Origin of the sequence: Chryseobacterium elymi (assembly GCF_003385495.1) — a bacterium.
GTDB lineage: Bacteria > Bacteroidota > Bacteroidia > Flavobacteriales > Weeksellaceae > Chryseobacterium > Chryseobacterium elymi.
On record NZ_QNUH01000021.1, the window covers coordinates 48370 to 62507 of the forward strand.

The following is a 14138-nucleotide window of genomic DNA, read 5'->3' on the forward strand; positions in this document are numbered from 1 at the left end:
AAATCTTTATTTTGTGAATAATTTTAGTTTAAAATTTGGAAAATATCCAAATAACTGATAATTTAGTTATAAATCACAATAATGAAATTCCCAATCTTTATATGCTTCTTTATTTTCATTTCAGGGGTCAATGCTCAGATGATTGATAAGGAAAAACTTCTTGAATATTATGAATCACAGCGTTATGCTGAAGCTGCCCAATATCTGCAGAGTGTATATCCTGAAGATACAAAAGATGTAAAAGCTCTGACGCAGATGGCATATTGCAATATGATGTCCGGAAAATTTCCGGAAGCAGAGAAAAATTATCTAAAGGTCAATACTGTAGAACCGGGAAATCTTCCGGTTTTATTCAGCTTGGCCAATATCAATTCCAAGAGAGGGAATGCAGCGAATGCTAAAGCGTATCTTTTGGAAATTATCCAGCTGGACAGCCTTAATTTCAGTGCGTACAAACAGTTAGCTGGTTTTGGAGATACCCCTGAGTCCAAATTACAATACCTCAAAAAAGCAAATGCCTTAAACCGTACAGAGCCGGATATTGCTTACGATCTTGCTGTGGCTTACCGGGAAATCAAACAATATCAGCAGGCTTATGATGTCCTTGAAACAGCTATTGGTGCAGATAAGGATAATTTTACGTTGCAGCAGGCCCAACTTCCGATAGCTAACCTGTTGGGCAAATACGAAGAGGTTGTTGAAACCGGAGAAAATCTTCTGAAAAAAAATACAGATGTCAACGTGATCAATGAAATGGGACAGGCTTATTTTTATTTAAAAGATTATCAAAGGTGTATAGCACTTTTTAAAACCTTGGAAGATCTTGGGGTTCAGAATGAAGGGACTCTGTATTTCATGGCTTTAAGTTACCGTGAGCTTAAGGAATATGATCAGGCTGCCATATATGCTGAAAAGACCATTGATGAGGGTATTTCCGATCATACAGCACTTTATTATACCGCTCTGGGAGGAATTTATAAATCCAAAAATCGTTTTTCAGATGCTCTGGAAGCCTACAAAAGAGGCCTGATGTTTAAAAACAGTAACACTATCTACTATCGTCTGGGCCTTTTGTATGACCTCAACCTGAAACAGGCTAAAAATGCAGTAACTTACTATAATCTATATCTGAAAAATAAACCGGACCCTGACAAAGAAAAAGAACAGATCAGTTACGCGAAGGCAAGGATCGTATCGTTAACACATCCAAAAGAAGTGGCAATAAAGTAGAACCTATCTTGGTTTATAAATAAAAAGCATCCTCAAATATAATTTTGAAGATGCTTCATCAGGTTTAGTGACAATCCGCATTGATAGGATTCAGGATATAATCTTTGTGCTGGGGAGGTTTTACAAAATAAGACGTTCCATAAATATTTCCGGGCCTGAAAAAATCTGTAGAAACAACCTGTGCACCGCTACTGAAGGCTGCTTTTGATCGGGTAAGATCATTAATCTTGGCTTCATAGGTTTCAATATCAGCTCTTGTTCGTACCATAAACCCTTGCTTCACCAGAGCCTGAATGTCCTGCTGCCGTACGATTGCATTATCTTTTAAAATAAAGGCTGCAAAACTGTCCTCCGGCTCACTTTCCATGAACATTAGTCTTTTTTCCAGAGAACCGTCAATAAGATAAGGGCTGTTTTTAGTAGACTGAGTTCCTGCACTTCCCGGTAGCAGCATAAATATGAATTTTCCTCTGCTGTCTTCCGCTTTCGGCCAGTTATTGTGAACGACAGCCTCCCGCAGTGTAGGAAACTTCCCCTGTACTTCTTTAGGAGTAATGATCTTATCTTTCCCCAGATACTGTAAAATTTCCTGATCCAGATCATCGTAAGCTTTTTGGGTAAAGGGTAAAACCTGGGTAGAATTGGGGAAAATAGGAAATCCGGAGTCCTTAGCTTCCACCATAATAAATAGGGTCGTGTGCTGAGGATGCTGATCCGACCATTTCCGAAGTTCCTTAAGAGCATCTTTTAACGTCGGATAATGTGATCTGAAATCAATATCTGCCATATGCAGAAGCTTAAATCCGGGTTGGTCCAGGTCTTTGGTATTGTGCGGTGCCAGATCTTTTACGCCTTTCTCCTTTAAGACGCGGTAGGATGCCGGATGATTAAAGCGGTTGCCGTCAGGATCATAGTAAACGTCCAGCTCAAGCCCACGGAGATTGGCATTAAGCTGCTCTGTAAAACCGGGATGATTATAATTGAGGGCCTCTGTAAAATCCATTCCGTTAGGATGGTATTCCTGGAATTTAGCTTTCTGCTCAGAGGACATTCCTGAACTGTATTTTGCCATCAGATTTTTGATAATAGGCGCTGCCAGATCCAATACTTTGGGATCTACCGGTTCTGCATAGGAATTATGAGTTCCCAGCACCTGTATCTGGTTAATTCTGATGTCTTTACATTTTTCCTGGGCATGGAATAGCGAGGCTGCAGCTACTGCAGCAGTGTACATATACTTTTTCATAAAGTGGATAATTATTTTGTACTATTAAAAATTGAAATTAACACCAAGCTGACCTCTTATTCCGGAATAGGAGAGGTTCTCAACTCTGGATTTTTCTCCCATATAATACCGGTTGGGCTCGTTGAAAATATTATTCAGTTCTGCAAACAGTCTGATATTTTTATTAATGCTGTACGACGTAGAAGCATCTACCGTAAAGTTTTTATCAAAATGCTGATAATGATCGGGACCGGCAGCTGTTCTTATTTCGCTGACGTAATCTCCCTTATAATTTCCGGCCAAACGGAGCATGAGCTTACTGGTTTCGAAAAATAATATGGTATTAAAAATATGCTTGGCCTGATTGGGAATGGTCGTTTTCATGGTTCCGGTCTGTTTTCCGTTTTCATAAACTGGCATTTTCATTTCGGAATTGATATAGGTGTAATTTCCTTCAAAACCAAGATGTTTCAGAAATCCGGGAAGCCTTTCAAATCGTTTGGAGATTCCGATTTCGAAGCCGTAGAGTTTAGCCCCTTCTAAATTTTTAGGAGTGGTAAAGGTGTATGGAAGTTCATTGATATTAACGATAGACTGGTCTTTGTAGATAAGATCGGTAATGTCCTTATAAAAAGCTCCGGCGGTGACAAGGTCCAGTTTTCCGAAATAGTTTTCAAACATCAGATCGAAATTATTGGAAAAAGTGGGGTTCAGCTGGGTATTTCCCTGGACAACAGTATTGGACAGATCATTGACAATAGTTCCCGGGTTGAGGTCATTAAAATCAGGTCTGGCAAAAGATCTGGTGTATGCAGCTCTCAGTATTCTGTCTTTGGTCAATTTCCATTTCATATTGATCATAGGCAGAAATAGGTTGTACTTTTTCCCATCTTTAATATCTTCTGCTACAGTTCCGGACTTATCGGAAACTACTTTCTTGCCGTAGAAGGAAATATCATTATATTCATTTCTTACACCGCCCACCAGCTGAAAGTTCTCATTGACCCGCCATGTGCCCATTACATAGGTGGCCCACACATTTTCTGTTCCTCTGTAGGAGCTGGTCATGTTGGAATTGCTGTTCTTTCCGCTTACCTGCTGCAATCCCAGAATATTTTGGGTGTCGGCATTATAAAATTGGTCGATCTGTCCGTTAGTGATCTGGTTGATCATGACTGACTGATAAGGATTGCCGATAGGATTCATAAAACCTCCTTTAAATGGAAAAGGTGTCTGTTCAAACTGGCTCATATAGCTTAACGGAGATCCCGGAATACCCAGTGCTGATTTCGGCATCCAAACCAATACCGCAGCATCAACTACTTTTTCTTTATTATTGAATTTTGTTCCGAATTGAAGTTTAAAATGCTCCGAAACGGTATATTTCAGATCCACCTGACCCCGAAGATCGGTTTCGCTGTTGCGGTTCTGGCTGAGGATCACCTGATTCAGTTTTAGCTGGTTGGCAGAAACCGGGCTCTGATTATGAGGTAAGGTAAAGTCTGCCGGATCACCCGTTCCGCCTGGAGCATCCATGGCAAAGTATTTTCTGCCATCAGAAGCCAGGTTTCCATAGGTCATAGGCTGCACAAAATTGATGATCGGGTAGCCTCTGTCATGGTCGTCTAAATTTTCCGGAGAATTAAATTTAAAACTTGATCTGGCTTTAGACAAAGACCAGTCTATTTCTAAACGCTGGCCAACCTGATGGTTCCCACCCACCTGCATGGAATATAAATCGGTAAGATAATCGGCATGTCTTGCCTGAAGAGTTACATTCTTAGAGTCAAAATTAAAATAGGTTTCCCGGACAGACTGTCCATCTTTGTATTGACTGTAGAGTCCTTTGAAGTACAATTTATTTTTACTGTTGATGTCATAGTCCATTGCGTAATTGAACCCTAAAGTTCTTCTGTCTGCCAGATAATCACGAAGCTGTAACTGATTGATGGAATAGGATGCTGTCTGATCTGCTAAACCATAATTGAAAATATTCCGCATTTGGTCTATGGCACTTGACCGTTGCCATATCACAGCAGAGGAAATGAATTTCAGCTTTTCCGTAATTTTATTTCCATAAACGATGGAAGAGTTAAACGTTGGAGATTTGGACATATTTACATATCCGGTAGCAGTACTTATGGCCAGTGTTTCTTTGTTGGGGGATGTTTTTGTAATGAAATCCACATTTCCGCCGATAGCGTCGCCATCAAGATCAGGAGTCAGTGCTTTGGATAAACGTACACTTTGTATAAGCTCAGAAGGGAAGATATCCATCTGGACTCCTCTGTTGGCATTGTCACCACTTGCGCTCGGCATTCTGCTGCCATTCAATGTGGAAGAAGTCCATTGAACCGGAGTACCTCTCACGGCAACAAAACGTCCTTCTCCCATATCCCTTTCGATGGAGACTCCCTGCATACGCTGTACCGCATCTGCAGCATTACGGTCCGGCAATTTCCCGATAGCATCTGCACTCAGAACTTCCGTAATGGTGTTAGAGTTTTTCTTCATGGTAATAGCCCGGGCCTGTGACGCTTTATAAGCGCTGGTGACCACTACTTCCTGAATGGCATTCTCTTTCCCTTTTTTTTCGCCCAGGCTGATCAAGCCAAGATCAACCGCCTTCTTATCAGCGACTATAAAAGGTAAATATATACTTTCGTAGCCTGTATATTCAATAACCAGTCTGTAATTTCCGTCAGGAATATTGCTTAATACAAAAGACCCGTCCGTATTCGACGTTATTTTTTCTGCTTTATTTTCTATATAGATTAAAGCATTAGGCAGGTTTCCCTGCTGATCAGTCACAATGCCATGGACTGTGGTTTGGGCCATCGCAAGGCCCCCGAGAAAAAAGCCAGCTGCAGTGGTTAAAAAAAATCTTCTTCGTAACATTTTATAAATTTTGCACAAAGATGTTTTCCCTGAGAAAGAATTCAGTTCATTTAAATTTTAACAGACTTGTTTAGATTTGAATATTATTTAATGTGTTGATTTTTAGTTATTTGTATTTGTTAAATAATTGTAATATAGCATTAGACTGTTATAAAACATGATCTGTTGGCAGGCAGTTGAACTCTTTTTTGAAATATTTGTAAAAGGTAGATTTGGACTTAAATCCGCATTGGTAGGCTAGGTCTGTAACATTGGAATCAGGCTCTTCTTCCTGCATACGTTTGAACTGTAAAACACGGTTACGGTTGGTATATTCATGAAAGTTGGAAGAAAGATATTGGCTGAACGTAATGGTAAGATCGGTTCTGGAAATAGATAAATACTGTGAAAGCTGCTCCAGGGTAAAGTCTTCATCCAGATAGATAATGCTTTTGTCATAAAATTCCTCTATGGAAGATTTTACTTTCTCAAAATCTATTTTAGAAAGATCTTTGTACTGGTATTTTTCCTTAAAAAGAGGCTCTTCAGGGACTATAAAGGTGTCTTTTTTCTGCTGTTCGTGGTACGTTAAAATATAAACGTACAATATCCAGGCAAACTGGATTAAAAATGAAAGGTTATACATTTTTTGAAACAGAAGAATATCCAGCCCTAATTTGTAGCTTGACCAGAAAGCCAAAACACTCCCTAACACAAAAGTTAAAAACAGCCGGAATTTTTTTATAAAAGGATTTTCGATCTTTTTTTGATGCAGCGACAACAAAACAATACAGATGAAAAGACTTCCTGTCCAATAATGAATATAATAATTGGCAAAATACTTTGAGTATAAACCTATAATGAGATCTCCTTCTTTGTAACCGAATAACTTTGCTGACAATCCAAAGGTATGGATGAGAACGATCAGCGAGAAAGGGTAGAGCAGGTATTTCAGTTTATCCCGGTGTTTGAAATTAATCAGATAAAAAGTAATGTACAGAAATATCAAACCCTTAAAAACTCTCAGGCTGCCCGGTATTTCATAAAGAACAGATTCATAGCCGAATCTTTGGATGATGAAATATTCATAGCCCATATCCACGAGTACGGTCACAATGTAGAGCAATAGCATATTGTGAAAAGACTTTCTGTTCTTGGCAAGACAGAGTAAGACAGCCAGCGTAATTACAGCCTGCAGGATAACAACCATTAAAATGTACAACATAGCCAGTTTAAATCTGCCCAAAATTATCAATAAACAGGAAGGATGGTTTTAACGGATCATTAAATTTTTGGTATTTTTATAAAAAGTTTTCAGGGACTCATGCTCATTTTCAAAAGTATAAATGTTCAATCAGTAAATATTTAGTTTAAATTAAAAGCAAACATAAACAGCAGGTATGAAATTGAAATTAAGCATTCTGGATCAATCCCCAACCATTGAAGGAGGAAATTCATTACAGGCATTGAAGAACAGCATCGATCTGGCGCTTTTTGCTGATAAAGCAGGATTTCATAGTGTCATCTATTCCGAACATCACGGGGTGAAAGCATACGGAAGTTCAAGTCCTGAAATTCTGTCTGCCATCATATTAAGCAAAACCCAGCGCATCAAAGTAGGAACCGGAGGGATCATGATGAAAAATTATTCAGCCTACAAGATCGCAGAATGGGCCAAAATGCTGGAAAGTCTTTATCCGGAACGGTTTGTCCTGGGTTTGGGGAAAGCCCCAGGAGGATTAAAAGATGCCGTATCCGCATTGAATAACCACCGTCCCGTTGTTTTATCCAGTCAGGAAACTAAACTTGAAGAGATCATACAATATATTAAAGAAGAAAAGGGAGTCTATGGAGAGCTTATTGCCCAGCCAAAAGGCCTTTTTCATCTGCCTGAAATCCTATGGCTTGGCTCCGGAATTCAATCTGCCAGGGAAGCGGCTCAACATGGCGTGGGGTACTCATATGCTGATTTTATGAGAAATGATCAGGGGACGAAAAGTACTGAAACTTATTTAAGCGAATTCGATAGAAACCAGTACAGTCCGGCTCCTTCGCTTCAGGTGGCTGTTGCGGTATCTGTAGCAGAAGATCTGAAATCAGCTCAACATAATGCTTACGGAATGGCTTATCAGTTTCTGCAGGCAAGGCATATACAGGCACCGGAAGCACTTCTTCCCTCGGAAAAAGTTGAACAGAGAATATTGGGAAGTGAAGATGAAGAAGAATTTTTTAAAATCCTGGATCATATCATTACAGATACACCGGGAAATATTTCAGCGAGGCTCCGGGAAAAAGCGGACGAGTATAGTACAGATGAATTAATCATTCTCTGTAATATGTTTAAAGAAACAGACCGTATAGATACCTATAAAAGCATTATATTGGCAAACGTATAATCACATATCCCTCATGAGCTATAATATCCAGTTATTCAGCATAAAAACAAAAGAAAAAGAGAAGGCCGCCGATGACGACAGCTTTTTTGACCGTGAAGAAAATCTTGTTCCATTCACGGGAGAGCAGATAGCGGGATTGAAAGAACGCCTTTTAAAGTATAAATATGCATTGGTAAGAGAAGATGAAAAGGGAATTCATTTCAGCCATCCTGATGAAGATTTTGGAAACGCCTTACTTACCGATAAAGGCCTTTATTTCGATGCAAATTTGAGTGAAAGTTCCATTTTTGAAGTAGGAATGACTGCATCTGAATTTACAGATACGGGTGAATTTGCAAAATATGACCCGCAGAATGAGGGCTGGGAAGAATTCTAAATTTCAACTATAATTTTCTAAAATTCTGCAGCGTTTCTGTGACTCCTTCAGGTTTTTCATTTTCAAAAATACCTGACTCTAAAACTCTTTCAAAGGTTTTCGCAGTTCCTGAAGCAATGATGTTAGGGAGATTTTCACTTTTCAACATTTCGGCAAGACCTTTCATTTCATCGATTCTCCTCACAATATGCTGTGGATAGGTAGGCGTTGTTTTCATGAGGTCCTGATAGGTTCCCGGAAGGAATTCCTGAAGACTTTCGTTCAGCTCATCCAGGATTCCGAAATGGGCTGCTGCAGTCATGGTTTCAAAAAACAGGGCGTTCATTCCTTTATTCACCATAGAAAATAGAAGTTTGTATGCTGATGCTGCCTCTGTTTTTTCACCGGCATCTTTTATTTTAAAAACAGGAGCAAACAGATTGATAAACAAATTTCTGTACATACCGCTCACCACCAACACAGCATGGTCAGGAATGTCTTTGGAAGCTCCCATTACTGCTCCATTCACAAAAGGAACATTTACAGACGAAAACAGTTCTTCAATAGATAGAGCAATAGCGGGAGTATTGGAATTTAAATCGACATAGAGAGGACGGTTTGAGGTTGCTTTCAGACAGGAAATAATACGTTCTGCCATTTTAAGGCTTCCTTGCGGGCTGGTAAGCGAAAGGATAACATCAGCCTGCTCAACAGTATCCTGAATAGAATGAGTATCAATAATTCCTAATTCTTTTATATTCTGTAATGTTCTTTCCGACCTTCCTTCTCCTGCAGTGATAACTTTAAAGTTGTGGTTTATAAGTGCTTTTGCTATTTGGGTTCCCATATCTCCAGGGAACAGAACGGCAATAATGGGTTGAGTTTTCAATATAGATGATTTTTGAATGTTGAATATTCGAAGATACAAATCTCTTTAATTTTTTTCAGTTGTCACACACATTGTATCGATACGGTTTATTGATAAAACTGATTCATAAAGGAACTGTTCCGGATTTTGCTTAATTTTGATTCTTGCTGAAGCACTTTATTATTATGAATAAGTCCTCAATTAATAACTATTTCCATTCCTTATTTGACATCAAAGAAGAAGTGGTTGGAAAAATCACAGAGACATTCAGTCACTTTGAACTCAAAGCGAATGAAGTTTTGCTGAATAAAGATGAGATCAGTACCAAAACATTTTTCCTGGAAAAAGGATATGTCCGTTCTTTTATCCTTAATGAGGACAATGAAGAGATTACCACTAATATTTATGCAGCGCCCTGTTTTGTCAACGACTTTCTGTCGTTTTTCAGACAGCAGCCCGCTAAAGAAACCTACCAAACCATTACGGCATGTTCTTTTTGGGAAACAGGTTTGGAAAATGTACAGCACAACTTTCATAACATCCCGGAATTCAGAGAATTCAGCAGGCTTCTTTTCGTTCTCAATTATTACAGCATTCATGACAGGCTGATAGAAATGGCCAGCCAGAAAGCCTCTACACGATATTTTAACCTGATGAAAAAACATCCAGATATTTTCCAGTTTGTGCCTCTGAAGATTATTGCTTCTTACCTGGGAATTAAAGACAGTTCATTAAGCCGCATCAGAAGAGACATTCATAAAATGTAACCGTACAGGTTTTAGAGTTGGAGGGTTTTCGGGTTTTAGAGTATATGAGTGTATTGAATTGCCGGTTGGTATCTGATGTCTTGCATCTTGACTTTATCATTTACTGTTCACTTGCAAAGCAAAATTAACGATTGACATTTTCTAATATTAATAAAAGTCTCAAGTCTCAAGTCTCAAGTCTCAGGTCTCAGGTCTGAAATCTGAAATCTGGCATCTGAAATCTAATTTCTTTTCATTTGTCAAGTGATATATTAGAATTTGGATCTCATCTTTGTTAAAAATAAATTTATGAGCAAGAAACATATTGCAGTGCTTGGATTGGGTGGGGTAGGCGGATATTTTGGTTTTAAAATCAATCAGGAAAATGAATCCTCCAAAAAATATAAAGTCAGTTTTGTAGCCAGAGGAGAAACCTATCAGAAGGTAAAAGAAAACGGACTGGTTCTTCTCTCGCCTGAGCATCCTGTAGATCATACCCACCCCGATGCTGTAGAGCAGAATATCAGTGACGTGAAAAATGCAGACTTAATATTGATCTGTGTAAAAGAATATGATCTCGAAAATATTTGCCAGCAGCTTAAAGAGGTAATCAGTAGCGAAACAGTACTGCTTCCCATGATGAATGGTGCGGATATTTATGAAAGAATTAGAAAAATAATTCCTGATAACGTTATTCTGCCGACCTGTCTGTATGTTGCTTCCCATATCAAAGAAAAAGGAATTGTAGAGCATAAAGGAAAAGCAGGGAAAATGATTGTAGGAAGAGATCCTGAACATGTTTCTGCCGATGTGGATTGGATCGTGGATGTGTTGAAGGAAAGTAAAATTGATTTTGATTTTAAAGATAATTCATTAACGGATATTTGGACGAAATATATTTTTATTGCCAGTTTCGGACTGGTGACAGCTAAACATAATTCTTCCATTGGAACAGTGTACACAGATGAAAATCAGAGAGCCGAAGCTTCTGAAATCATGAAAGAAATAAAAATGATCGCTGACAGAAAAAGAATTGCCCTGGATAAAGATATTATTCAGAAAACATTTGAAAAAGCAGCTACATTTCCTTTCGAAACTCCGACATCTCTACAACTTGACGTCAACTCCGGAAAAGAAAATAATGAACTTGAATTATTAGGTGGTGCCGTTTTGAATTTCGGAAAAGAATTGAGTATTGAGACGCCTATCACACAGGAAATTTATAATGAAATAAAAGCCTTATAAGCTGAGATATTTTAGTTTCTAAAAACAAGTTATAAAATGAAAGCGGGTTTATTTCCCGCTTTTATATTGGTTTCTAATTGATAAGTTCACCCATCTTAAGAATGAAGGAATTTTTGCCGGCTGAATAATATATCATCAGTTTCACGGTGCTCAGGATCATCTATACAGCAATCTACCGGGCAGACCGTTTTACACTGCGGTTCTTCATGAAATCCCTTACATTCCGTACATTTTCCGGGGACAATATAATAAACATCGTCAGCGTAGGCTTGTTGATAAGCTCCTGCATCCGCTTCAGTACCGTCCGGAAAGACCACTTTTCCGGAAAGTTTTGTTTTATCCTGCCATCTCCAGTCCATAGCACCTTCATAGATTGCTGCATTAGGACATTCGGGTTCACAGGCTCCGCAGTTAATGCAGTCATCAGTTATTGTAATAGCCATATTATATTTTTTTGAAAAAGATTTAAAAGAAATTTCTCCTGACTTGTTATGGTCCGAGAAATCTCCGTCTAAACATAACTTAAATGAAAAAACACTTGGTTGTAATTCTATTATATCTTTCCTATTTTCTTGGTAGTTGCAATGCCGATCATCTTATCAAACTTAGCAGAATATAAAGCAGATATTTTTGCCGGATCTTCCGGATCAAATAATGCTGATCTGATAATAGGTATGCTAAAAGGAAGTGGCCATGCCCGCAGGGATTTAGCAACCGCATCCATTGTATTAATGCCCTGCATAGCCTGCAGGCCATCTGCCCAGCAAACTAGGCCAACTGTTTTATCCGTGAGATAAGGCTGATAATGATTGGCTGTAACTTCAAGCCAGTCCAGACAGTTTTTCATTACTCCTGGAATACTGCCATGATAAAGCGGAGCCATCCAAAAATGAATATCTGCCTCCAAAAACAGTTTGGACATGCGTTCTACAGCCAAAGGAGCCTTAGTAAGGCTAGTGTCAAAAAGTGGAATTCCTGAATCCGCCAGTGTAAAAATCTCCGTCTGGAAACCTGATGGCTCCAGTCTTTCTGCAAAATATCGGGAAATCCGTCCGGAAGTCGATTCAGGTCTTCTTTCTAAAGAGCCGTTAAATATAAGTGCTTTCATTGCTTTTAGCTTTTAAAAATTACTTTCGGAAGACCTATTTCTCCATACATCAAAGTTTTGACCAAAGGTTTCAAAAGTCCGGCTGCCAATAAGTACAGAGAAGGATCATGATCAGCTTTTGCCCGGACCACGACTTTCTGATTTTTATATGATCTCAGATCTGCATACATAAGGCGGCGTTTCCAAAGATCCAGCAGAACTGTTTCTGCATTATTTAAATCTGCATAAATGGCATACGGAGATAACTTTTCCATCAGCATCATAAATGCCCAGGGCGGAATAATAGCATCTGTAGAGCAGATGATTCCTACAGCTTTTTCATTGTATACAGAAAAGTCTACGGCAGCAATGGATTCCTTAAATTCCTTTTCCTTCACAATCATTCCCATGAAAAGATGATCTTTGATATCCAGTTCCACTATTTCTGTAGTTGGCCTGTAGTCTGAAAGATCAAGGGCAATGATTCCGGAGGCTTCCGCTTTATTGATGAATATTTTCTGATCCATAATTGATTTTGTAATCAATATTAAAGTTAGTTATTTAATTTTTGAAAGAGCTTCTTCGTATTTTTTCTCTACGGCTGACCAATTTAAAACAGACCAGAATGAATCAAGATAATCCGCTCTTTTATTCTGGTAAGCTAAATAATAGGCATGTTCCCATACGTCAATCCCTAGAATCGGAAAACCTCTGTTGACCGGTTGGATATCCATCATCGGGTTATCCTGATTGGGAGTAGAAGCCACAGCCAGCGAACCGTTAAATTTTACAAACAGCCATACCCATCCGGATCCGAACTGCCCAAGACCTGCTTTTTTCATTTCAGCCTTAAGATTTTCAAGGTTTCCAAAAATAGAGTTGATAGCTTCTGCCAGCTTTCCTTCAGGATTTAACTGAGGCTGTGGAGAGAGAATTTCCCAAAATAATGAGTGGTTGAAATGTCCGCCACCGTTATTTCTTACGGCAGGGCTGTATTCACTGATTCTTTGAAGGATGGAACCCAGATCGTCTGAAGTTTCATCCGACGCCTTCAAAGCTGCATTCAGATTATCCACATAAGCCTGATGGTGACGCTGATGATGAATGGTCATTGTTTCTTTATCTATAAATGGTTCCAGTGCATCGTAAGCATAAGGAAGCTGAGGTAGTGTAAATGTGCTCATTGCTTTTATTTTTTTAATTAATGTATTCCAAAGGTAATCATATATTTTAATAAAACAACTTTATTGTTGTTTTATTGGATGGGCGTATTTTACTTTAAACAATTGAATAGCTGTAATTTAATATATAAAACTAAAGATTATAGAAAATGACTATATTTGTTGTACGAAAATAAAACAACTTAAATATTGTAAAATGAAGAAGCCGGCAGCAGACCGAATCCTGATGTTCTTAAAAATGAGAGGGGAGGCGACATCGCTTCTGATCTCTAAAGAGCTTTCCATAACAAAAGAAGGCGCAAGAAAGCATTTACTGAACCTTGCTGTGGAAGGACTCATCCGGCCTGTCTCAAAAAGTGAAGGAGTCGGACGGCCTTCAACCTACTATACCCTTACGGAAAAAGGATTGTCGCAGTTTCCGGATTCCCATGCCGACGTAACTGTACAGATCCTGAGGTCTGTAAAAAATTTGTTGGGAGAAAACGCATTGGATCTGCTGATCAATGACAGAGAAAAAAATACATACGAACGCTATGAAAAAGCTTTGGTAAAAGCAGAATCCTTAGAACAACGGTTAGAAGTGCTGGTACAGGCCCGAAGTGAAGAAGGTTATATGGCAGAATGGACGAAAGAAGGCAATGAGTATTTCCTCATAGAAAACCACTGCCCGATATGTGCCGCCGCCACCGAATGTCAGGGATTCTGCCGGGCAGAGCTTTCCAACTTCCGAAACCTGATCGGCAAAGAGTATCAGGTGGAAAGAGTAAGCCATATTCTTTCCGGTGGACAGCGATGTGTGTATAAAATTAGTGAGTGATTTTTAGATTAAAGATTAAAGATTAAAGATTAAAGATTAAAGATTAAAGATTAAAGATTAAAGATTAAAGATTAAAGATTAAAGATTAAAGATTAAAGATTAAAGATTTTG

The 14138-nt window shown here is 38.8% G+C and carries 14 protein-coding genes; 6 read left to right on the forward strand and 8 right to left on the reverse strand.

What is annotated here, in order from left to right; translation table 11 throughout:
* Positions 1-81: 81 nt before the first annotated feature.
* On the forward strand, positions 82-1230 hold the full coding sequence (locus DRF60_RS17975; RefSeq protein WP_116013988.1) for a tetratricopeptide repeat protein: 1149 nt from the start codon (positions 82-84) through the stop codon (positions 1228-1230).
* A 64-nt stretch (positions 1231-1294) separates the two neighbouring features.
* Here the strand turns inward: DRF60_RS17975 and DRF60_RS17980 are convergent, their stop codons facing one another.
* The 3 genes from DRF60_RS17980 to DRF60_RS17990 all read right to left on the reverse strand — a co-directional run bounded on the left by DRF60_RS17980 (position 1295) and on the right by DRF60_RS17990 (position 6557).
* Positions 1295-2476: a Ca2+-dependent phosphoinositide-specific phospholipase C gene (locus DRF60_RS17980; RefSeq protein WP_116013991.1), complete on the reverse strand. Its 1182-nt coding sequence runs from the start codon at positions 2474-2476 to the stop codon at positions 1295-1297.
* 24 nt (positions 2477-2500) lie between these two features.
* A complete protein-coding gene (locus DRF60_RS17985; protein ID WP_116013994.1) occupies positions 2501-5353 on the reverse strand; it encodes a TonB-dependent receptor in 2853 nt (950 codons plus the stop codon).
* Between the two features lie 148 nt (positions 5354-5501).
* Complete coding sequence (locus DRF60_RS17990; RefSeq protein WP_116013996.1) at positions 5502-6557, reverse strand: helix-turn-helix domain-containing protein; 1056 nt, start codon at positions 6555-6557, stop codon at positions 5502-5504.
* Positions 6558-6732: 175 nt separating this feature from the next.
* Between DRF60_RS17990 and DRF60_RS17995 the strand changes: the two genes are divergently transcribed.
* Complete coding sequence (locus DRF60_RS17995) at positions 6733-7728, forward strand: MsnO8 family LLM class oxidoreductase (protein WP_116013999.1); 996 nt, start codon at positions 6733-6735, stop codon at positions 7726-7728.
* 13 nt (positions 7729-7741) lie between these two features.
* Positions 7742-8104, forward strand: a complete 363-nt coding sequence (locus DRF60_RS18000) for a hypothetical protein (protein ID WP_116014002.1) — start codon at positions 7742-7744, stop codon at positions 8102-8104.
* 7 nt (positions 8105-8111) lie between these two features.
* Here DRF60_RS18000 and DRF60_RS18005 read toward each other — a convergent pair whose 3' ends face one another.
* On the reverse strand, positions 8112-8972 hold the full coding sequence (locus DRF60_RS18005) for an NAD(P)-dependent oxidoreductase (protein WP_116014005.1): 861 nt from the start codon (positions 8970-8972) through the stop codon (positions 8112-8114).
* A gap of 164 nt (positions 8973-9136) precedes the next feature.
* On the opposite strand from DRF60_RS18005, the gene DRF60_RS18010 reads away from it, so the two are divergent.
* Both DRF60_RS18010 and DRF60_RS18015 read left to right on the forward strand, forming a co-directional pair.
* Positions 9137-9718 (forward strand): Crp/Fnr family transcriptional regulator, encoded by a 582-nt coding sequence (locus DRF60_RS18010; RefSeq protein ID WP_116014008.1) that lies wholly within the window; start codon positions 9137-9139, stop codon positions 9716-9718.
* A gap of 288 nt (positions 9719-10006) precedes the next feature.
* On the forward strand, positions 10007-10942 hold the full coding sequence (locus tag DRF60_RS18015; RefSeq protein ID WP_116014011.1) for a ketopantoate reductase family protein: 936 nt from the start codon (positions 10007-10009) through the stop codon (positions 10940-10942).
* A gap of 95 nt (positions 10943-11037) precedes the next feature.
* On the opposite strand, the gene DRF60_RS18020 is transcribed toward DRF60_RS18015, so the two are convergent.
* The 4 genes from DRF60_RS18020 to DRF60_RS18035 all read right to left on the reverse strand — a co-directional run bounded on the left by DRF60_RS18020 (position 11038) and on the right by DRF60_RS18035 (position 13213).
* On the reverse strand, positions 11038-11385 hold the full coding sequence (locus tag DRF60_RS18020; RefSeq protein ID WP_116014014.1) for a 4Fe-4S dicluster domain-containing protein: 348 nt from the start codon (positions 11383-11385) through the stop codon (positions 11038-11040).
* Between the two features lie 110 nt (positions 11386-11495).
* Complete coding sequence (locus DRF60_RS18025) at positions 11496-12050, reverse strand: NADPH-dependent FMN reductase (RefSeq protein WP_116014017.1); 555 nt, start codon at positions 12048-12050, stop codon at positions 11496-11498.
* A 5-nt stretch (positions 12051-12055) separates the two neighbouring features.
* Positions 12056-12556, reverse strand: coding sequence for a DUF2480 family protein (locus DRF60_RS18030; RefSeq protein ID WP_116014020.1), 501 nt, complete (start codon positions 12554-12556; stop codon positions 12056-12058).
* Between the two features lie 30 nt (positions 12557-12586).
* Positions 12587-13213 (reverse strand): superoxide dismutase, encoded by a 627-nt coding sequence (locus DRF60_RS18035; protein WP_116014023.1) that lies wholly within the window; start codon positions 13211-13213, stop codon positions 12587-12589.
* A gap of 193 nt (positions 13214-13406) precedes the next feature.
* Between DRF60_RS18035 and DRF60_RS18040 the strand changes: the two genes are divergently transcribed.
* Positions 13407-14027, forward strand: coding sequence for a helix-turn-helix transcriptional regulator (locus DRF60_RS18040; protein ID WP_116014025.1), 621 nt, complete (start codon positions 13407-13409; stop codon positions 14025-14027).
* The last annotated feature ends 111 nt before the right edge of the window (positions 14028-14138 follow it).

Coding starts and splice junctions, on each gene's coding strand:
- DRF60_RS18040 (WP_116014025.1), top strand. CDS start 13,407: ATGAAGAAGCCGGCAGCAGACCGAATCCTGATGTTCTTAAAAATGAGA.
- DRF60_RS18020 (WP_116014014.1), bottom strand. CDS start 11,385: ATGGCTATTACAATAACTGATGACTGCATTAACTGCGGAGCCTGTGAA.
- DRF60_RS18035 (WP_116014023.1), bottom strand. CDS start 13,213: ATGAGCACATTTACACTACCTCAGCTTCCTTATGCTTACGATGCACTG.
- DRF60_RS18010 (WP_116014008.1), top strand. CDS start 9,137: ATGAATAAGTCCTCAATTAATAACTATTTCCATTCCTTATTTGACATC.
- DRF60_RS18025 (WP_116014017.1), bottom strand. CDS start 12,050: ATGAAAGCACTTATATTTAACGGCTCTTTAGAAAGAAGACCTGAATCG.
- DRF60_RS17995 (WP_116013999.1), top strand. CDS start 6,733: ATGAAATTGAAATTAAGCATTCTGGATCAATCCCCAACCATTGAAGGA.
- DRF60_RS18000 (WP_116014002.1), top strand. CDS start 7,742: ATGAGCTATAATATCCAGTTATTCAGCATAAAAACAAAAGAAAAAGAG.
- DRF60_RS17980 (WP_116013991.1), bottom strand. CDS start 2,476: ATGAAAAAGTATATGTACACTGCTGCAGTAGCTGCAGCCTCGCTATTC.
- DRF60_RS18015 (WP_116014011.1), top strand. CDS start 10,007: ATGAGCAAGAAACATATTGCAGTGCTTGGATTGGGTGGGGTAGGCGGA.
- DRF60_RS18030 (WP_116014020.1), bottom strand. CDS start 12,556: ATGGATCAGAAAATATTCATCAATAAAGCGGAAGCCTCCGGAATCATT.
- DRF60_RS17985 (WP_116013994.1), bottom strand. CDS start 5,353: ATGTTACGAAGAAGATTTTTTTTAACCACTGCAGCTGGCTTTTTTCTC.
- DRF60_RS17990 (WP_116013996.1), bottom strand. CDS start 6,557: ATGTTGTACATTTTAATGGTTGTTATCCTGCAGGCTGTAATTACGCTG.
- DRF60_RS17975 (WP_116013988.1), top strand. CDS start 82: ATGAAATTCCCAATCTTTATATGCTTCTTTATTTTCATTTCAGGGGTC.